This is a genomic window from Sphingomonas larreae (genome assembly GCF_051400595.1).
Classification (GTDB): Bacteria; Pseudomonadota; Alphaproteobacteria; order Sphingomonadales; family Sphingomonadaceae; genus Sphingomonas.
The window spans coordinates 1569306-1588298 of record NZ_JBLFFI010000001.1; the positions used below are offsets into that span (position 1 = coordinate 1569306).

Sequence of the window (18993 nt, forward strand, 5' to 3'; positions counted from 1 at the left end):
CAGCCTCGCAGCGAAGCCGATGCGGCGCAACGGGGCTCAGCCGCGGTTTCGCACGTCGCGCGGCAGCAGCAGGCGCAGCTCGCGATTGGCGAAATCGATATGCACCCGGCGGAAGAGGCGCAGCGCATCCATGCCCAGCATCAGCGCGGGCTTGTCGTCGATGCCGAAGACACGAAACGGCGCGGCATCGGCGAAGGCGATCGGCAGCGAGCGGATCTTGGCCGGGCCGAGCGTCATTTCGGGAAGCAGCGCGTAATCGGCGGTGATCTCCACGCCGAGTACGCTGGTCAGCACCGTGCTGTCGCTCCGCCGCCCGGCAAGCAGGCGGCGCAGCGCCAGATTGCCGAGGCTGACGCTGGTGCCGGTGTCGAGCACGACGCGGACGCGCCGCCCGGCGATGGTGGCGCTGGTAACGACGAGCTGGCCGAACAGGCTGCGCGCCTGGATCACGATCTCGCCGGGTTCACGTTTGAGTCGCTCGCGCCGGCTCGACGGCCTGACCTGCATCCGCTGCGCGTCGAAATCGATCGTGACCGCCTGGCCCTGCAGCGTATCGATCCCGAGCATGCCCGGCGCGCCGAGGTGACGCGCTTCGAGCGCGGGCGCCTCGATCCGCTCGCCGCCGACGCGACCCACCGGCCGGGGACTGACCGAGATGGCGGGGATGATGACGGTGTCGACGTCGCTCGCCCCGGCCATCGCGACGACGCGGACGCGGCGCCCTGCGGGAAGGCCGAGGCGCGATGCGAGCTGGCGCGAGATCACGCTGCGTTGCGCGCCGGTGTCGATGATGAAGGGGAAGGGTCCCGCGCCTGCGATCTCGACGGGAACGGTCATGCGGTCTTCGGCGGTGAGAAAGGCGAGCTCGTCGCCGGGGTCGGCGGGGAGGTCGTCGGGAAGCGTGACCGGGGCGACGGCGGGCGTGGCGGGAGGCACCCCGACCTGCGCCGCCGCGGGCAGGGCCGCGCCTCCCAGCAAGAGCGCGAGCAACCTCTCCATATCCGGAGGTTACGCCCGTTTGGGGGAGGGCGCCAGAGCGATGGGAAGCGTTTCGTCAGCCGATCCCACGCACGGGCTACATCGACGAAGCGCCCGAGATTATGGCGTCAATATCAGGCGGTACGCTACGTGGAGCCCTAGGCCGCAACCCAGCGGCCCCCGAGCGCGCGGAACAGATCGACTTGCGCGTCCGCGACCAGCTGGTCCTGCAGCGCCAGCGCGGCCTGGGCGTCGGCGAGCGTGCGCTCGGCATCGAGCTGCGACAGGCTGTCGATCTGCCCCTCGCGGCGCTGCGCGCGCGTGATCCGCGCGGCGCGATCGGCCTGGCTCAGCGCCTGCTGGAGCGCGGCGCGGCGCTCGAGCGCGCGCGCGTAATTGGAGAGCGCCGTCTCGGTCTCGCCCAGCGCGGTCAGCACCGTCCCGTCGAAGCTCGCGAGCGCGGCGCGCGTGTCCGCCTCGGCCCCGGCGACCCGCGCGCGCGCCTTGCCCGGGTTTACCGCCCAGTTGAGCAGCGGCCCGATGAGGAAGTTGAGCGGCCCCGCGCCGAACAGATTGCCGAAGCCGGTGCTGGTCTGCCCGACCGAACCGCCCAGGGTGATACGCGGGTAGAGGTCGGCGGTGGCGACCCCGATCCGCGCGGTGGCGGCGGCGAGGCGGCGCTCGGCGGCGCGCACGTCGGGACGGCGCGCGAGCAGGGCCGCGCCGTCGCCGACCGGGATGGCCTGCTCGATCCGCAGCGCGGTGGCGCGCTCGCCCGCGACGGGGGGCAGCTCCTGGGGGGGGCGCCCGGTCAGCGTCGCGAGCCGGAACAGCGCCGCCTGGCGCTCGGCGACGAGCGAGGGGATGTCGGCGCGGCGCTGGTCGCGCAGCGCGGCGATCCGCGCGGTGTCGAGCGGCGTGGTCAGCCCGGCCTCGGCGCGGCGCTCGGTGGTGCCGACCTGGCGGTCGAGCAGCGCGACGATCCGCTCCGCCACCGCGATCCGCGCCGCCGCTGCGGCGGCGTCGGCATAGGCCCGCGTGGTGTCCGCCACGACGGCGACCCGCACCGCGTCGGCGTCGGCCGCCGCCGCCGCGACGTCGCCGCGCGCCGCCTCGACCCCGCGCGAGACGCGGCCGAACAGGTCGACCTCGTAGGAGACGTCGAGCCCGCCGTCGATCAGCCAGGTCTCGCCGCTCACCCCCGGCGGGCGCTGCGCCTGCGAGAAGCGGTTATAGGTGCCGCTGGCGCCGAGCGTCGCCTGCGGGGTGCGGTCGTTGCGGACCTCGCGGAGCGACGCGCGCGCGCGCTCGAGCCGCGCGGTGGCGACTCGCACGTCGGTGTTGGCGGCGAGCGCCGACTGGACCAGCCCGTTGAGCACGGGGTCGTCGTACAGCCGCCACCAGTGATCGTCGGGCGCGGCGGCGAGCGTCGGGCCGCCGGTGCCGAGGAAGGGGGCGGCCGCGCTCGCCGCGGTGGCGGGGGCGCGATAGTCGGGGCCGGCGGCGCAGGCGGCGAGCGCGAGCGTGGCGGTGGCGGCGAGCCAATGCTTGATCATCGTCTCTCTCGTTTCCGTAGCAGGAGTCACTCGGCGGGCTGGAGCGCGGCGCCGTCGTCCGGACGCGCCGCCCGGCGGCGGGCGAGCCGCGCGCCGAGCGCGCGGCACACCACGTAGAAGGTGGGTGTGAAGATCAGCCCGAAGCCGGTCACCCCGATCATCCCGAAGAACACCGCGGTGCCCAGCGCCTGGCGCAGCTCGGCGCCGGCGCCGGTCGCGATCAGCAGCGGCACGGTGCCGAGGATGAAGGCGAAGCTGGTCATCAGGATCGGCCGCAGCCGCACCTGCGCGGCCTGCACCGCGGCCTCGACCGGGGTGAGGCCGTCGCGCTCCTCCGCCTGCTTGGCGAACTCGACCACCAGGATCGCGTTCTTGGCGGCGAGCGCGATCAGCACGACCAGCCCGATCTGCGTCAGCACATTATTGTCCATGCCGCGCAGGTTCACCCCCGCCATCGCGGCGAGCAGGCACATCGGCACGATCAGCACGATCGAGAGCGGCAGCAGCAGGCTCTCGTACTGCGCGGCCAGCACCAGGAAGACGAACACCACCGCCAGCGCGAAGACGATCCCGGCGGTGTTGCCCGCCGCCTTCTGCTGAAAGGCGATCCCGGTCCACTCGGCGCCATAGCCCGAGGGCAGCGTGTCGTGCGCCAGGTTCTCCATCGTCACCAGCGAGCGGCCCGAGGAGTAACCGGGCGCGGTGTCGCCGTCGACCTCGACCGCGGGGTAGAGGTTGTAGCGCGTCACGCGATACGGGCCGGTCCGATCCTGGAAGGTCGCGACCGAGCCGATCGGCACCATCGCGCCCGAGGCCGAGCGGGTCTTGAGGTTGGCGATGTCTGCCGGGGTCGAGCGGAACGGCGCGTCGGCCTGGGCGGTGACGCGGTAGGTCCGGCCGATCAGGTTGAAGTCGTTCACGAAGGCGCTGCCGAGATAGACCTGGAGCGCCTCGAACACGCGCGCCGGGGGCACGCCGAGCAGGTCCGACTTGGCGCGGTCGACGTCGGCGAAGATGCGCGGCGTGGCGGTGTTGAAGAAGGTGTAGACCTGCGCCAGCCCCTCGGTCTGGTTGGCGGCGCCGATCAGTTTGCCCGCCTCCGCGCCGAGCGCCTGATAGCCCGCGCCCTGGCGGTCCTGTACCATCAGGCGATAGCCACCGGCCGAGCCGATACCCTGGATCAACGGCGGGGGCACGACGAGGATGCGCGCCTCGTCGATGTCGCCGGTGACCTCGCGCGTCTTCTGCATGATGCCGGCAAAGGTGACACCCAGCTTCTCGCGCTCGGCGAAGGACTGGAGCGGGACATAGGCCGCGGCGGTGTTGGGCGCGAGCGTCTGCGACGGGCCGTCGAAGCCCGCGAGCATGACGACTCCCTTCACCCCCGCGAGCGGCAGGATGCGCTTGGCGACCTTCTGCACCACCGCATCGGTACGCTCGACCGAGGCGCCCGCGGGCAGCTGCACCACGGTGAGAAAATAGCCCTGGTCCTGCGCCGGGATGAAGCCGGTCGGCGTCGCCCAGAACAGCGCCACGGTCGCGGCGATCAGCCCGGCATAGACCGCCATCATCCGCTTGGGCGCGCGCACCAGCCTGGCGGTGAGGTTGGCATAGCGCAGGCTCAGCCGCTCGAACCACCGGTTGAACGAATCGCCGGCGGCGCCCAGCGCGCGGGTGACGCGATTGCCCGGCTCATGCGACTCGTGCGGGCGCAGCAGCAGCGCGGCGAGCGCGGGCGAGAGCGTCAGCGACACCACTAGCGAGATCACCGTGGCGGTGGCGATCGTCACCGCGAACTGCTGGTAGAAGGCGCCCGACAGGCCGGTGAGGAAGAGCGTCGGCACGAACACCGCGCACAGCACCAGCACGATCGCGACCAGCGCGCCCGACACCTCGTCCATCGATACCTTGGCCGCCTCGAGCGGGGAGAGCCCCTGCTCGAGGTTGCGCTCGACATTCTCGACCACGACGATCGCGTCGTCGACGACGATACCGATCGCCAGCACCAGCCCGAACAGCGAGAGCGTGTTGAGCGAATAGCCCACCGCCGCGAGCATGGCGAAGGTGCCGACCAGCGAGACCGGGATGGCGACGATCGGGATGATCGCGGCGCGCCACTTCTGGAGAAACACCAGGATGACGAGCACGACGAGTACCATCGCCTCGAACAGGGTGTGGATCACCGCATCGACCGACTGGGCGATGAACTCGGTGGGGTTGTAGATGACGCGATATTCCAGGCCCTTGGGGAAGGACTTGGACATCGCCTCCATCTCGGCGGTCACCTTCTCGGCGGCGGCGAGCGCGTTCGAGCCGGGGCGCTGGAACACCGCCGCGATCACGGTCGGCTGCCCGGAAAGATAAGTGTTAGAGTTATAGTCCTGCGCGCCGAGCTCGACGCGAGCGACGTCGCGCACGCGCACCTGGCGGCCGCTGTCGTCGGTGCGGATCACCACGTCGGCGAACTGGTTGGGGTCGACCAGCCGGCCCTGGGTCTCGACGTTGAGCTGGAAGGCGTTGCCGTTGCCATAGGGCGGCTGGCCGAGCGAGCCCGCCGCGACCTGGACATTCTGCGCGCGCAGCGCCGCGACGATGTCGCCCGCGGTCAGGTCGAGCGCGGCGGCGCGGCCGGGATCGATCCACACCCGCATCGCATAGTCGCGGCTGCCGAACAGGCGGACGTCGCCGACGCCGTCGATACGCGCGAGGCGGTCGCGCACCTGGGTCAGCGCGTAGTTAGAAATATAGCCGCGATCGAGCGACTTGTCGGGCGAGATCAGGTTGACGACCATGAGGAAGTCGGGGCTGGTCTTGCGCGTCACCACGCCGAGCCGCTGCACCTCCTCGGGTAGCCGCGGCACCGCCACGGCGACGCGGTTCTGGACCAGCACCTGCGCGGCGTCGAGGTCGGTGCCGATCTTGAAGGTGACGGTGATCGTCAGGTTGCCGTCGCCGGTCGACTGGCTCGACTGGTACAGCATGTTGTCGACGCCGTTGATCTCCTGCTCGATCGGCGCGGCGACCGTCTCCGCCACGGTCTCGGCCGAGGCGCCGGGATAGTTGGCGGTGACCGTCACCGTGGGCGGCACGATGTCGGGATATTGCGCGACGGGGAGGCCCCAGTAGGCGATCGCGCCGACGATGGTGATGATCACCGCGATGACGCCGGCGAAGATCGGGCGGCTGATGAAGAAGCGCGAGAGGCGCATGGCAGGCTCCCCGAGTGCGAGGATGAATGGGGGCCGCTGGGGAGCGGCGGATCGGAGGCGGCGCCGACGCCGCCGGGATCAGGAGGTGAAGGTGGCCTCGCCGGTTATCGGCGCCGCGCCCGGCGGGGCGTCGCCGCCGCGCGCCGGCGCGATCGTGCCCGCGCGGACCTGCACCTTGGTGCCCGGCATCGCCATCTGCGTGCCGCTGATCACTACGCGATCGTTTGCCGCGAGCCCGCTGCGCACGATGCGCAGCCCGGCGACCACCGGGCCGAGCGTCACCGGCTTGGCGGTCACCGTACCGTCGGGGCCGATGGTCAGCAGCGTCTTGCGCGCCTGGTCGGTCTGCACCGCGGCGTCGGGCACGAGCAGCGCGCGCGTCGTTGCGCCCGAGGCGAGTCGCATGTTGCCGAACATGCCCGGCGTCAGGAACTGGTCCGGGTTGCGCAGCACCGCGCGGCTGCGAATCGTGCCCGAGCGCGAGTCGAGCCCGTTGTCGGTGAAGTCGAGCCGGCCGTGCCAGCGATAGTCGGCCTCGTCCTGGAGCCGCACGTCAACCTCGGGCGCCGAGACCCCCGCGGCGCGCGCGCGCTTGTTCTTGAGGAAGAGCGCCTCCGAGCCGTCGAAGGCGAAATAGATCGGGTCGAGCGCGTTGATCGTGGTCAGCAAGGTGCCGCTGGTGTCACCGCCGGCGACGAGGTTGCCCGGATCGATGCGCCGGTCGGAGACGCGGCCCGCGATCGGCGCGCGCACCTGGGTGAACTCCATGTCGAGCGCGCGCGCACGAACCCGCGCCTCGGCGGCGGCGAGCTGCGCGCTGGCGGCGCGGACGCGCGCGGTGAGCTGGTCGAGCTCGCCCTTGGAGACCGCGTCCTCGGCGACGAGCCGACCGGCGCGATCGAGGTTGGCGCGCGCGAGCAGCAAATCGCTACGCGCAGTGGCGACGCCCGCCTGCGCTTCGGCGAGCGCGGCGGCGAAGGGGCGCTGGTCGATGGTGAAGAGCAGCTGCCCGGCGCGGACGGTGGCGCCATCGGTGAAATGCACCGCGCTGATCGCACCCGAGACGCGCGGGCGCACCTCGACCGAGCGGCTCGGCTCGAAGCGGCCGACATAGCCGTCCCACTCGGCGACGGTGCGCTGCAGCGGCGGGGCGACGGTGACGGTGGGCGCCGGCGGCGCGGCGACCGCGGGCTGCTCGCGGTGGAGCAACGTGGCGGCGCCGATCACGGCGACGAGCGGGATGCCGATCCAGGCGGCGCGCCGGGCGGTTCTGGGGCGCGACGCGGGGGCGGCCTCGACCGCATTGGCGGGGTCGATGATGGTGTGCATGTTCACGGGCGGATCTCCGTCGTGGAACGGGGACGGGCGGTCGGGCAGGCGCGATCGGCCATGGCGAGAGGTCCTGTGCGATGGACGGCCGGCCGCGATCCGACGACGCGGGTGAGGCGCGCGTCGGACGAGGACGGACGTGTCCGCGCGCGCGGGCGCGGCGCCCGGCGAGCAGGGAAAGAGGTTGAGCGACGACGCTTCCGGTCAGGACGCGGCGGCACATCCGTTGAAGAAAAGAGGATCCATGGCGGCTCCGTCGATCGCACGACGGCACGCAGCCGTCGTCGTTTCGATACCGACTGGTATAGAAATCCACCTGACCTGGGTCAACCGGCTTTTTTGTACCGCTCGGTAGTTTTCTTTGCCTCGACCGGCAGCGGTGCTTGTCCGGGGATGGATCGCACGTGGGTAAGCCGGCCGACCGCGGGTCGAGCGCCGCAGCTGCGTCACGCCGATGATGGTTGCGACCCACGACCGAGGAGCGGTCGAGCCGTCTTCCCGCTCACCGCGCACACAGCCGCTTAGTTCGCCTCGTCGCTTCCCTTCGCCAGTCTGGCCTTCAGCCCGGCGAGCGCGCCGAACGGTCCGGCCTCTTCCTCGCTCAGCACGCCGGCGGCGCGCAGCACCGCCTCGGCCCGCGGGCTGCGCGGGAAAGGATCGAGCGCAAGCGCCATCGTTTCCGCCGCGGTCTCGCCGAGATCGACCCCGCCGCCCTCGAGCTCCACCGTGTCAATCGAGTCGCTGCCGAGCTCGATCTCGTCGTCGGCGCCCTCGCCGGGCGCGATGAAGCGCAGCGCGACCGGCTCCTCGATGGTGGCGGGAAGCGGGTCACCCGTTACCGAACAGGCCTGCACCACCGCCGCCCGTACCGTACCGCGCACCAGCACGCCGGCGGCGTCGCGGCGCACCAGAAGATCAGCGTCGAGCCGCTCGACCGCGACGAGATCAAAGCGGCGTGCGAGCGCCGCGCGCTCGTCGGGCTCGGCCGCGATCGTCACGCGGCGGTCCTCGCCGCCGATCACGTCGAGTCGCTCGATACGCGAGAATTCCGTGGTCACGGCAGTCGTCCTTCCATCAGGTCGTGCAAGGCGATCGGGTCGAGCCCGCGGCGCAGCGCGGTGAGCGCGTTACGAACGTGCGCGAGCGCAGCCGGTGCGGGCGCCGCGCCGCGGTACAGATTGCGCACCAGGGCGGCGTCGAAGACGTCCTGCCCGGGCGCGGCCAGTCCGTCGCGATAGGCGCCGAGCCGGCCGCCCAGCATGCCCATCATGTTCCCGACATGCTTGCCGACGACCATGTCACCGAAGCCGATCTGGCGCACCTGCGCGTCCATGTCGTCGACGAAACGCTCGGTCAGCCGCACCGAGGCGTCGGTGCCGTCCGGCGCCTGCTCGAGCCGCAGCAGCACCATCGCCAGCACCGCGGCGACCATGTCGAAGCGCCCGTCCAGCGTGTCGGGCACCGCGCCGTCAAGATACCAGTGCGGCTGGCGCGCGCGCGCCACCACCGCGTCGTACAACGGCAGCGCCTCGTCGCGCATCCCGCCTCGTCGCCACCACCCGCTCAGCCAACCCACCTGTCGCGCTTCCTCTCAGCCATCCGGCGCAGCGCTTGTCTCGCCCCGCGCGGCGGCATATTGAGGCGCGAGGCCGCAATGTCCACGCGCGCGTGCCGCGTGCGGGGCGGCTGGGTTTCCGCGGAGTATCGATGCGCCCCCTTCTTCCTCTCGCTCTGGCTGCCGGCGTACTCGCCGCGGGCTGCACGCCGCTGCGCTCGCACCAGGGTTATATCGTCGATGCCGATCTGGTGAATTCGATCCAGCCCGGGATCGATAACCGCCAGTCGGTGCTGGCGACGCTCGGTACGCCCAGCTTCGCAAGCCAGTTCAACCAGGGCGACTGGTATTATATCTCGCGCGACAGTCGCAATCTGGCCTTCACGCCGCCGCACCCGCGCGATCAGCTGACGATGCAGGTCAGCTTCGACCAGGCGGGCAATGTCACAGCGGTGCGCAAGTCGGGGATGGATCAGGTCGCCTCGATCAAACCCGATGCGAAGACCACACCGACGCTCGGCCGCAAACGCGGCTTTTTCCAGGATCTGTTCGGCAATATCGGCACGGTCGGCGCCGCCGGTGCGGGCGGGGCGGGCGGCGGCCCGGGCGGCGGCGGTTCCGGACCGTAAGGTCGGCGGCGCGTCCGGTCTCGCCGCAGCGAGGCAGCGGACGCTGATCCCCGACTGAGCCACGTCGCGCGCCTCCTATAACGAAGGGGTGTGCAGCCGATTTAGCCTATGCGCGCGCCAGTCCGGCGGTTCGGCCGCGTCGCCACGAACGCCGCGACGCGGCCAGTACCGGCTTGGGGTCGGCACCGGTCCCGAAAGGGGGAAAGGGACCGCGGCGGCAAACGCGCCGCGTCGCGCTTTGTTCTCCTGCCGTGCGGCTTCTTCGCGAGCGTTGCCGTTCGGCCACAGGTTAGGCGAAAAACTCCGCTTTGATCAATCAGTTCGCGAGCGCAGACGAGCGTGAGCGGAGCCTGGCTGATCGATCGCGCGCTCGCCGAGGTCGCGCTCTTCGCCGCGGCCACGCTGCTGCTCCTGGCGCTCGACGACCTCCTGCTCGATGCGGTCGCGCTGCTCGTCGCGCGCCGCGATCGTCGGCTGTCCGATCTGCCCCCGTCGCCGCCGTTGCGGTTCGCGCTGTTCGTCCCGGCATGGCGCGAGGAACGCGTGATCGGGGCGATGCTGCGCGCGACACTCGCCCGCTGTCACCACGCCGACTATCGTCTCTACGTCGGCTGCTACCCCAACGATCCCGCCACCCGCGCGGCGGTTGCGGCGCAGGCCGACCCGCGCGTCCATCTGGTGACCGGCACCGTTCCCGGTCCGACCAGCAAGGCGGATTGCCTCAACAGCTTATGGCGCGCGATGCAGGCGGATCCAGACTGGCGCGCGGACGCGGTGGTGCTTCACGATGCCGAAGACGTCGTCCACCCCGAGGCCTTGCGCGTCTTCGCCGCGCTGCTTCGGGACGCCGCGCTCGTGCAGCTGCCGGTGGTGCCGCTGATCGACCCCGCGCGGCGGCTGGTCTCGGGTCATTATGCCGACGAGTTCGCCGAGGCGCATACGCGCGATCTTACCGCACGCGCGGCGCTCGGCGCCGCGCTGCCGCTCGCGGGGGTGGGATGCGCGATCCGGGTGGCCGCGCTTGAACGGCTCGCCGCGGACAGCGGCGAACCCTTTGCGGCGGACAGCCTGACCGAGGATTATGAGCTCGGGCTGCGCGCCGCCGCGCTGGGCCTCGTCACCCGCTTCGCCCGCGTACGCGAGGCGTCGGGTGCGCTGGTCGCGACGCGCGGCTATTTCCCAGATTGCCTCACCGCCGCGGTGCGGCAGAAGGCGCGCTGGGTCGGCGGCATCGCGTTTGCCGGCTGGGACCGCACCGGGTGGGGACGCGCGCACGCGGGCGAGCGCTGGATGCGGTGGCGGGATCGCCGCTCGCCGTTGGCGGCGCTCGCCATCGTGGCGGGCTATGCGGCGATGGGAGGAACGTTGCTCTCCCGCGCGCTGCACGGCTGGTGCGGCAGCATGCCCATGCCCGCGAGCGCGCTGCTGCGCCACCTGCTGTTCACCAACGCCGTGCTGCTGGCGTGGCGCATCGGCGCCCGCGCGCGGCTCACCGCGGCGCTGCATGGCTGGCGGGAGGGGCTGTGGGCGATCGTGCGCCTTCCCGTGAGCAATCTCGTCGCCGTGCTCGCCGCGTGGCGGGCGCTGCGGTGTCACATTGCGGCGCTGCGTGGCGCGCCGACCCGATGGGACAAGATCGCGCATCGCTATCCGGTGCTGCCGTGACGCGCGGGCGCGCCCTGCGCTGCTGGGCGCTGCTGCTGACCTTCTGGGTCGCCGCCCGCGCGGCCTGGCTCTGGCCGCGAGCCGAGCGTTCGCTCGCCGCGACGGCGCCGCCGGCCGTGGCAGCATCGCCCGCGTCACCAGATCGCGCGCCGTCGCTGGCACGTCCGCCTGGAGCGGAGCGCGTGACGGCGCCGCGGGACGCGCGTGGGGGGCTTACGCTGCCGTCCGCCGCAGCGCTGTCTCGTCGCCGCGACACGGAGGCGGCCGCCGCCGCGCCCGCCGGCGGGCGGCGTCGCATTGACCGTGATCGCCGCAGCGGGGCGGCCTCCGCACCGTTGGTGGCATCGGTGGTTGACCTGGCCGCATCGGCGTACCCCGGCGGTGCACCCGGCGCACCATGGCCGTCGCCCCCCGCTGCGTCGTCCGCGACGTCATCGTCCGCGGCCGCTGCGCCCGAGCCGAGTTGGCACGTAGGCGCCGGCGCTTCGCCTTGGTCGGAGACCGGCTGGTTGCTGCTTCGCGGCGACGCGACGGCGAGTACCGCAGCGCCGCAACTCGGCGGATCGCAGCTGGGTGTCCGCGTCGCGCGTCGACTCGACGAGAGTGGGCGGGTGAGCGCCTCATTCCGGCTGGTCGGGGCGATCGGCGTCGCGCAGCGGGAGGCGATCGGCGCGATCGAGTGGCGCCCTCGCGCGCTGCCTTTCCACCTGCTCGTGGAGCGACGCGTCGGCCTCGCGGGGCTGCGCGGCGGCTGGGGCCTCGGCGCGGCTGGCGGCGTCAGCGCGCTCACCCCGGCGCGCGGCATCAGCCTCGACGGCTATGCGCAGGCGGGCGCGATCGTGGGGCGCGGCGGCTATGCCGACGGCGCGGTGAGCTTGGAGCGGCGCATCGCCGCACGCGGGCCGGCGACACTCCAGCTCGGGGTGGGTGCCTGGGGCGCGGCGCAGCGCGGTGCCGAGCGGCTCGATCTCGGCCCGACCGTGACGCTGCGACTCGGCCCCGCGCGCGCCACGCTCGCCTGGCGCGGACGGGTGGCGGGTGACGCCCGCCCGGGTTCCGGCGCAGCCTTGACGATCGGACTCGATCACTGAGGCTCTGAGCGAGCGGGAACGGGGAGCGTCGGCGTCGCCCGCCGCTCCGCCGTGTGACGGGCGCGACGGCATGGCCGGCGGTGGCGTCGGCGCGCCGAACCGGCTAGCGGCTGATCGCGCCATGGACATCTACCTGCCGATCGCGAATCTGTCGGTGAACGCGCTCGTGATGATCGCGCTCGGCGCGGGCGTCGGGCTGCTCTCGGGCATGTTCGGCGTCGGCGGAGGTTTCCTCACCACGCCTTTGCTGATCGTCTACGGCATCCCGCCGACCGTGGCCGCCGCCTCTGCCGCGACGCAGGTGACCGGCGCGAGCGTCTCCGGCGTTTTCGCGCACTTCCGCCGCAACGGCGTCGACACGCGGATGGGCACGGTGCTGGTGATCGGCGGCGTGCTCGGCTCGGTGTTCGGGGCGTGGCTGTTCCGGCTGCTCCAGCGCTGGGGGCAGATCGATACCACGATCGCGATCACCTATGTGCTCCTGCTCGGCTCGATCGGGCTGATGATGCTGCGCGAGGCGGTGAGCGCGATCCTGGTGGCGCGCGGGCGCCGCGCCGCGCCGCCGCGCCGCCGCCGCCACCACCCTCTCGTCGCATCGCTGCCGTTCCGCATGCGCTTTTACGCCTCGGGGCTATACATTTCGCCGCTGGCGCCGCTGCTGCTCGGCTTCTTCACCGGCATCCTGACGATCCTGCTCGGGGTCGGCGGCGGGTTCGTGCTGGTGCCCGCGATGATCTACCTGCTCGGCATGGCGACCTCGGTGGTGGTCGGCACCAGCCTGTTCCAGATCCTCTTCGTCACCGCCGCGGCGACGATGGTCCACGCCACGACGACGCGCGCCGTCGATATCGTGCTCGCCGCGCTGTTGCTGATCGGCTCGGTCGTCGGCGCGCAGGTCGGCGCGCGGTTCGCGGCGCGCGCCAGGCCCGAATATCTGCGGCTGGCACTGGCGGTGATGGTGCTGCTGGTGGCGGGGCGGATCGCGCTCGGGCTCGGCTGGCGGCCCGACGAGATCTATGCGGTGGAGCTCTCGTGACTTCCCGCCGCGTCGCGCTGACGCTGGCATTGGCCGCGCCGCTGCTCACCGCGCAGAGCAAGCCGGTGCTGGTGCCCGACGTGTCGCAGCGCGACATCGAGATCGCGTACAGCTTCACCGGCGCCGAGCTGCTGCTGTTCGGCGCGATCCTCTATCCCGGCGGGCGCGTGCCGACCGGCGAGCGCCCCGCCGACATCGTCATCGTGGTGAAGGGGCCGACCCAGTCGATCACGATCCGCGAGAAGGAGAAGGTGGCCGGCATCTGGGTCAATGCAGGAAGGCTGCGCTATCGTTCGGCGCCGTCCTTCTACGCGCTGGCCTCGTCGCGCCCGCTTGGCCAGCTGGTCGACGCGCGCACCCGCGCGATCTACGAACTCGGGCTCGACAGCCTCCAGCTTTCGCCCGCCTCCTCCGCGCCGACCGAGGTGCAGGACCGCTTCACCCGCGGGCTGGTGGAGCAGCGCCGCCGCGCCGGGCTGTTCTACGAGGCGCCGGGCGCGGTGGAGATCACCGATGGCGTGCTCTATCGCGCGCGCGTCGCCATTCCCGCGCGCGTGCCGGTGGGGCGCTTCACCGCCGAGACCTTCCTGATCCGCGACGGCCGCGTGCTCGCCGCCGCGGTACGCGACATCGACATCCGCAAATCGGGGTTCGAGCGCTTCGTCGCCGCCGCGGCGCAGCGTCACGAGATCATGTACGGGCTGGCGGCCGTGGCGCTGTCGGTGGTGCTCGGCTGGGCCGCGGGGCGGTTCGCGCAGCGCAGCTGAGCGCCGCGCGTCTCCACCCAATCTTCACGAAGCCGGTTTACCGCTGATCCTCGCTGAGACGCAGGGAAAAGCATCTTCTTATGAACGACATCGTCGGCCAGGGCGACTTCCGTGCGGCGCTCGCCGCGGCGTTCCCGGGCGCACCGCCAGCGACCGTGCCGCAGCCGCTCGGTTATCTCCTGGAGATTGCCGGCGGGCAGGGCGAGCTGGTGCTCGACGCGCCGTCGCTCGCCGCGCTGGCGAACCATGCCGACCCGCTCGTCGCCACCGCGGGGCAGGTTGGCGGACAGCTCAAGGTCCGCGCCGGCGCGATGTGGCTGATCGCGACGGTTCGTTCGGTGCGACTCGCGCGCGGCCAGGCCGATCAGGTGATCGCCGCGGTCGACTTCATCGGCGAGGGCGAGGTGGAGCGGCTGACCGGCCACCTCCACCACTTCCGCCGCGGCGTCACCGCCTTTCCGCTGCCCGGGGCGGAAGTGGTCGCGGTCACCGGCGCCGACCTTCAGCAGGTCCATGCCGCCACCGGGCGCGCCGCGATCGCGATCGGCACCGTCCACCCCACCCGCGACGTGCGCGCCTCGCTCTACGTCGACGCGCTGCTGGGCAAGCACTTCGCGCTGCTCGGCTCGACCGGCACCGGCAAATCGACCGCGGCGGCGCTGATCCTCCACCGGCTCTGCCGTCTCGCGCCGCAGGCGCATGTGGTGATGATCGACCCGCACGGCGAATATGGCGCCGCCTTCGCCGAGGAGGGCGCGCTGTTCGACGTCTCGAACCTGCAGATGCCCTATTGGCTGATGAACTTCGAGGAGCATTGCGAGGTGCTGCTCACCAGCGCGGGGCCGGAGCGGCAAGTCGACGCCGACATACTCGCCAAGTGCCTGCTCGCCGCGCGCGGCAAGAGCCGGCTGGGGCAGGAGATCGCCCGCCTCACCGTCGACGCGCCGATCCCCTATCTGCTCAGCGACCTCACCCAGATCCTGCAGCAGGAGATGGGCAAGATGGACCGCGCCGGGGATACCTCGCCTTATCTGCGGCTCAAGAACAAGCTCGACGAGCTCAAGGCCGACCCGCGCTACGGCTTCATGTTCTCCGGCATGCTGGTGGCGGACACGATGGCGGCGTTCGTCCAGCGCATCTTCCGACTGTGCGGCGACGGCAAGCCGATCTCGATCATCGACGTCTCGGGCGTGCCGAGCGAGATCACCGCGGTGGTGGTGGCGGTGCTGAGCCGCATGGTGTTCGATTTCGCGATCTGGTCGAGGGCCGAGCCACAGCGCCCGATCCTGCTCGTCTGCGAGGAGGCGCACCGCTATGTGCCCGCCGGACGCGAGGAGCGCACCGCGGTGGGCCGCATCCTCGGCCGCATCGCCAAGGAGGGGCGCAAATACGGCGTGTCGCTGGGGCTGGTGACGCAGCGCCCGTCCGACCTCGCCGAGGGCGTGCTCTCGCAATGCGGCACCATCATCTCGATGCGGCTCAACAACGAGCGCGACCAGGCCTTCGTCCGCGCCGCCATGCCCGAGGGCGCACGCGGCTTCCTCGACGCGCTGCCGGCGCTGCGCAACCGCGAGGCGATCGTATGCGGCGAGGGCGTCGCGATCCCGATCCGCGTGGCGTTCGATGCACTCGAGGACGGCAAGCGCCCGGCGTCGGACGACCCCGTCTTCTCCGATCTGTGGCGCGAGAGCGGCGGCGAGGAGCAGATCGTCGCGCGCACGATCCAGCGCTGGCGCGGCCAGGGGCGGTGACGCTCGCGCGCGGCGCGGCGGGAATGGGGAGCCACCGAGGGCCCGGCGCCTGAGGGGGTGGGTTCCACCGCCGCACGCGGTCGAGCAGGGTTAGACCAAGGGAGGGACGGCCGCGTCGGTGGCCTCCCGACTTCCCGTTGCCGGGGAGCATGCGCGCCGTGCCGGGTGAGGACCGCGCCGTGCGCTACAGCAGCCGCAGCGTCGCCGCGTCGGGCGAGTCGAAGAAGGCGTCCAGCGTCGCGCGCACCGGCGCCGGCGCACCCGCGCGATCGAAGAGCGTCAGCGACGAGCGCAGCTTCATCGCATCGACCTCGCCCATGATCGCCGCGGCGTCGCTGCCGCGATGCGCCAGCAGCGCTGCAGCGCACTCGACGTAGCGCGCGCCGAGCAGCGGGTGCGCGAGATAGGCGCGCGCCTCGGCCAGGTCGCGGATGGCGTAGCGTCGTGCCATGTCGCTATGGCCGAGGCCGGCGAGCTGGGGAAAGATGTACCACATCCAGTGGCTGCGCTTGGCGCCGGCGCGGAGCTCGGCGAGCGCGTTGACGTAGCTGGCGGCCTGCGCGGCGACGAAGCGGTCGAGGTCCGCGGCTGTGTCCTGGTGGTCCATGCCGCGGGCAACGCGTGCCGCGCGGCGCGGTGCCGTGATCAGGCGATCACGGCACTCGCGACGTCGACGTAGATCAGCAGCGCGGTGGTGGCGAAACTGGCCGCGGTGAGCAGCAGCGCGTGCGAGAGCGAGGGTAGGCGGGTCATCGTCACGGCTCCGTTCAGGCGATCGGCAGGACCGGGACGGCGGCGGCGACCATCATGGCGGCAACGGTGAAGGCGGCGACGACGGAGAAGAGCGGGCGGGCGAAGTCGGTGAAACGAGCGGTCATGGTCGGTCTCCCTGGTGGGTGTCGGCCGGATCGTCCGGCCGATGCCAACCCCTTTGCAGGGCTCGTGCCAATTTGAGGTTAAGACGGAGAGACCGAGGGATCTCTACGAAGCGCCGGCTCCGCTGGCGGATTTCACCAGGGCGATCCGGCGGGAAAGACCAAAGGTTGGCACCGCGACACCGACTCGATGGAACGACGCGCGACATGCCGCCACGCCGCCGCCATCGGTCAGCGCGACCAGCGCGCCCAGATCGCCGTTGGCAACGCCAGGCCGCGCGCTTCCTCGCGCACCGCCAGCTCGCCCGCCTCGACCGTTCCGGGCAGATCGGCAAAGGCTTGCCGCAGCATCTCGCCGATCGCCAGCGCCGACATGCGCACCGCGTAGACGGTCAGGAACAGGTAGCGCGACTCGGCGTCGAGCAGCCGCCGGCAGTCCGCGATCAGCCCGGGCAGGTCCTCATCCAGCCGCCACACCTCGCCGGTCGGCCCGCGACCGTATTTGGGCGGATCGAGCAGGATACCGTCGTAGCGCCGCTCGCGCCGCACCTCGCGCGCGACAAATTTGGCGGCGTCGTCGATGATCCAGCGCACCGGCGCGTCGCTCAGCCCCGACAGGGCGGCATTGCCGCGCGCCGCCTCGACCGACTTCTTCGAGGCGTCAACGTGCACCATCCGCGCGCCCTCGCTCGCCAGCGCCAGCGTGCCCACCCCGGTATAGCCGAACAGGTTGAGGCACTCGGGCGAGTCCAGACCCGCGAGCCGCTCGCGCATCCACGCCCACACCGGCGCCATGTCGGGGAAGAAGCCGAGGTGCCGGAACGGCGTGGTCTGCGCGGTGAAGCGCACCTTGTCCCACGCCAGCGACCAGCCCTCGCGGGGCACCGGCTCGCTGAAATCCCAGCGGCCGCCGCCCTCCTCGTCGCTGCCCGGCACGAAGGCGCCGTGCGCGCGCCAATCGTCGCGCGCGGGCGCCCAGAGCGCCTGCGGTTCGGGGCGGATGAAGCGAAAGCGGCCGTAGCGCTCCAGCTTGCGCCCGTTGCCCGAATCGACCAGCCCGTAATCGGCCCAGGGCTCGCCGGTGAGCGTGACCAGGTCCACGCGCGTCTCAGCCGCGCGGAACGGCGTGCGCGGCGACGTGCGCGCTCACCGCGGCAAAAGTGGCGTCGAGCGTGACGCAGCGCTCCTCGCGCTCGAACAGGTCGCCGACGCGCGCCGGTAGCGCGGGGCGCACCCCGGTCGCGCGCTCCACCGCGTCGCCGAACTTGGCGGGGTGTGCGGTGGCGAGCGTCACCATCGGCACGTCGGGGGTGAGGTGACGCCGCGCCGCCGCCAGCGCGATCGCGGTGTGCGGGTCGATCACCTGCCCGGCGCGCTCGCAGGCGTGGCGCATCGCCAGCGCCATGCCGTCGGGGTCGACGCGCTCGCCGACGAACAGCCCCGCTGCCCCCTCGCGCTGCGCGTTGCTCAGCCGCATCGCGCGCTCCGCCTCGAAGCCGCGCATCTGCGTCGCCAGCGCGGCGCCGTCACGCCCGCCGAGATCGTACAGCAGCCGCTCGAAGTTGCTCGAGACCTGGATGTCCATCGAGGGCGTTGCGGTGGGCACCACCTCGCGGCTGGAATAGTCTCCCGTGGTGAGCGCGCGCGCCAGGATATCGTTGACGTTGGTGGCGACCACCAGCTTCGCGACCGGCAGCCCCATCCGCGACGCGACATAGCCGGCGAAGACGTCGCCGAAATTGCCCGTCGGCACGCTGAACGCCACCGCGCGCGCGGGCGCGCCCAGCCGCACTGCGGCGTAGAAATAATAGACCACCTGCGCCATCAGCCGCGCCCAGTTGATCGAGTTCACCGCGGAGAGGCGGAAGCGCCCGGCGAAGGCGGCGTCGTTGAACATCGCCTTCACCAGCGCCTGCGCGGTGTCAAAGTCACCGCGGATCGCGATATTGTGGACGTTGGGCGCGCCCACCGTGGTCATCTGGCGGCGCTGCACCTCGCTCACCCGGCCCTCGGGGTGGAGCATGAAGATGTCGATGCCCGCGCGCCCCGCCACCGCGTCGATCGCGGCCGAGCCGGTGTCGCCGCTGGTCGCGCCGACGATCGTGAGATGCTCGGTCGTGCCCGTCAGAAACCGCTCAAACAGCAGCCCGAGCAGCTGGAGCGCAACGTCCTTGAAGGCCAGCGTCGGCCCGTGGAACAGCTCGAGCAGCCATTGATCATGGTCGAGCTGGACGAGCGGGGTCACCGCGTCGTGCGCGAAGCCGCCATAAGCGGTGTCGCACAGCGCGCGCAGCTCGTCGTCGGTCAACGAGCCTGCGACGAAGGGCGCCATCACCGCCGCCGCGGTCTCGGCATAGCTCTTGCCCGCCAGCGCGGCGATCTGTTCCTCTGACAGCGTCGGCCAGGTCTCGGGGACGTAGAGCCCGCCGTCGACGGCGAGGCCGGCGAGCGTCGCGCCCGCGAAGTCGAGCGTGGGGGCGGTGCCGCGGGTGCTGACGTAGCGCATGGGGCAGATCGCCTAGAGCGCGGCGCGCGCGCGCGCAACGCTCGCG

Annotated in this window: 15 protein-coding genes; 6 read left to right on the forward strand and 9 right to left on the reverse strand. The window is 71.9% G+C overall.

Features of this window, described 5'->3' with window-relative positions; translation table 11 throughout:
- Window positions 1-36: 36 nt before the first annotated feature.
- The 6 genes from ACMGDM_RS07200 to ACMGDM_RS07225 all read right to left on the reverse strand — a co-directional run bounded on the left by ACMGDM_RS07200 (window position 37) and on the right by ACMGDM_RS07225 (window position 8612).
- On the reverse strand, window positions 37-999 hold the full coding sequence (locus ACMGDM_RS07200; protein WP_436803409.1) for an aspartyl protease family protein: 963 nt from the start codon (window positions 997-999) through the stop codon (window positions 37-39).
- A 137-nt stretch (window positions 1000-1136) separates the two neighbouring features.
- The gene (locus ACMGDM_RS07205) at window positions 1137-2534 is read right to left on the reverse strand and encodes an efflux transporter outer membrane subunit (RefSeq protein WP_436803410.1); all 1398 of its coding nucleotides are present in this window, start codon (window positions 2532-2534) and stop codon (window positions 1137-1139) included.
- 26 nt (window positions 2535-2560) lie between these two features.
- The gene (locus tag ACMGDM_RS07210) at window positions 2561-5743 is read right to left on the reverse strand and encodes an efflux RND transporter permease subunit (protein WP_436803411.1); all 3183 of its coding nucleotides are present in this window, start codon (window positions 5741-5743) and stop codon (window positions 2561-2563) included.
- Between the two features lie 78 nt (window positions 5744-5821).
- A complete protein-coding gene (locus ACMGDM_RS07215; RefSeq protein WP_436803412.1) occupies window positions 5822-7078 on the reverse strand; it encodes an efflux RND transporter periplasmic adaptor subunit in 1257 nt (418 codons plus the stop codon).
- A gap of 515 nt (window positions 7079-7593) precedes the next feature.
- Window positions 7594-8130, reverse strand: coding sequence for a YceD family protein (locus ACMGDM_RS07220; RefSeq protein ID WP_436803413.1), 537 nt, complete (start codon window positions 8128-8130; stop codon window positions 7594-7596).
- On the reverse strand, window positions 8127-8612 hold the full coding sequence (locus tag ACMGDM_RS07225) for a ubiquinol-cytochrome C chaperone family protein (protein ID WP_436803414.1): 486 nt from the start codon (window positions 8610-8612) through the stop codon (window positions 8127-8129). The genes ACMGDM_RS07220 and ACMGDM_RS07225 overlap by 4 nt, the downstream gene beginning before the upstream one ends.
- Window positions 8613-8779: 167 nt before the next feature.
- Here ACMGDM_RS07225 and ACMGDM_RS07230 point away from each other — a divergent pair, with 167 nt between their 5' ends.
- From ACMGDM_RS07230 to ACMGDM_RS07255, 6 genes are all read left to right on the forward strand, one after another.
- Window positions 8780-9256 carry an outer membrane protein assembly factor BamE gene (locus ACMGDM_RS07230; RefSeq protein WP_436803415.1) on the forward strand — a complete coding sequence of 159 codons (477 nt, stop codon included), beginning with the start codon at window positions 8780-8782 and terminating at the stop codon, window positions 9254-9256.
- Between the two features lie 339 nt (window positions 9257-9595).
- On the forward strand, window positions 9596-10921 hold the full coding sequence (locus ACMGDM_RS07235; protein WP_436803416.1) for a glycosyl transferase family protein: 1326 nt from the start codon (window positions 9596-9598) through the stop codon (window positions 10919-10921).
- Between the two features lie 611 nt (window positions 10922-11532).
- Window positions 11533-12012: a hypothetical protein gene (locus tag ACMGDM_RS07240; protein WP_436803417.1), complete on the forward strand. Its 480-nt coding sequence runs from the start codon at window positions 11533-11535 to the stop codon at window positions 12010-12012.
- Window positions 12013-12133: 121 nt separating this feature from the next.
- Window positions 12134-13048, forward strand: coding sequence for a sulfite exporter TauE/SafE family protein (locus ACMGDM_RS07245; protein WP_436803640.1), 915 nt, complete (start codon window positions 12134-12136; stop codon window positions 13046-13048).
- Window positions 13045-13815 (forward strand): TIGR02186 family protein, encoded by a 771-nt coding sequence (locus ACMGDM_RS07250; RefSeq protein ID WP_436803418.1) that lies wholly within the window; start codon window positions 13045-13047, stop codon window positions 13813-13815. Before ACMGDM_RS07245 ends, ACMGDM_RS07250 begins: the two co-directional genes overlap by 4 nt.
- Window positions 13816-13895: 80 nt before the next feature.
- Entirely contained in the window at window positions 13896-15566 is a 1671-nt protein-coding gene (locus ACMGDM_RS07255; RefSeq protein WP_436803419.1) for an ATP-binding protein, read from the forward strand.
- A 184-nt stretch (window positions 15567-15750) separates the two neighbouring features.
- Here ACMGDM_RS07255 and ACMGDM_RS07260 read toward each other — a convergent pair whose 3' ends face one another.
- The 3 genes from ACMGDM_RS07260 to thrC all read right to left on the reverse strand — a co-directional run bounded on the left by ACMGDM_RS07260 (window position 15751) and on the right by thrC (window position 18947).
- Complete coding sequence (locus tag ACMGDM_RS07260) at window positions 15751-16173, reverse strand: DUF1810 domain-containing protein (protein ID WP_436803420.1); 423 nt, start codon at window positions 16171-16173, stop codon at window positions 15751-15753.
- Window positions 16174-16672: 499 nt separating this feature from the next.
- Window positions 16673-17542: a class I SAM-dependent methyltransferase gene (locus ACMGDM_RS07265; protein ID WP_436803421.1), complete on the reverse strand. Its 870-nt coding sequence runs from the start codon at window positions 17540-17542 to the stop codon at window positions 16673-16675.
- Between the two features lie 7 nt (window positions 17543-17549).
- The gene (thrC, locus tag ACMGDM_RS07270) at window positions 17550-18947 is read right to left on the reverse strand and encodes a threonine synthase (RefSeq protein WP_436803422.1); all 1398 of its coding nucleotides are present in this window, start codon (window positions 18945-18947) and stop codon (window positions 17550-17552) included.
- Window positions 18948-18993 lie beyond the last annotated feature (46 nt).

What these genes read in the sequence shown, in the direction of transcription:
- ACMGDM_RS07200 (WP_436803409.1), bottom strand. Translation starts at nt 999, where the DNA reads ATGGAGAGGTTGCTCGCGCTCTTGCTGGGAGGCGCGGCCCTGCCCGCG.
- ACMGDM_RS07205 (WP_436803410.1), bottom strand. Translation starts at nt 2,534, where the DNA reads ATGATCAAGCATTGGCTCGCCGCCACCGCCACGCTCGCGCTCGCCGCC.
- ACMGDM_RS07210 (WP_436803411.1), bottom strand. Translation starts at nt 5,743, where the DNA reads ATGCGCCTCTCGCGCTTCTTCATCAGCCGCCCGATCTTCGCCGGCGTC.
- ACMGDM_RS07225 (WP_436803414.1), bottom strand. Translation starts at nt 8,612, where the DNA reads ATGCGCGACGAGGCGCTGCCGTTGTACGACGCGGTGGTGGCGCGCGCG.
- ACMGDM_RS07230 (WP_436803415.1), top strand. Translation starts at nt 8,780, where the DNA reads ATGCGCCCCCTTCTTCCTCTCGCTCTGGCTGCCGGCGTACTCGCCGCG.
- ACMGDM_RS07245 (WP_436803640.1), top strand. Translation starts at nt 12,134, where the DNA reads ATGGACATCTACCTGCCGATCGCGAATCTGTCGGTGAACGCGCTCGTG.
- ACMGDM_RS07255 (WP_436803419.1), top strand. Translation starts at nt 13,896, where the DNA reads ATGAACGACATCGTCGGCCAGGGCGACTTCCGTGCGGCGCTCGCCGCG.
- ACMGDM_RS07260 (WP_436803420.1), bottom strand. Translation starts at nt 16,173, where the DNA reads ATGGACCACCAGGACACAGCCGCGGACCTCGACCGCTTCGTCGCCGCG.
- thrC (WP_436803422.1), bottom strand. Translation starts at nt 18,947, where the DNA reads ATGCGCTACGTCAGCACCCGCGGCACCGCCCCCACGCTCGACTTCGCG.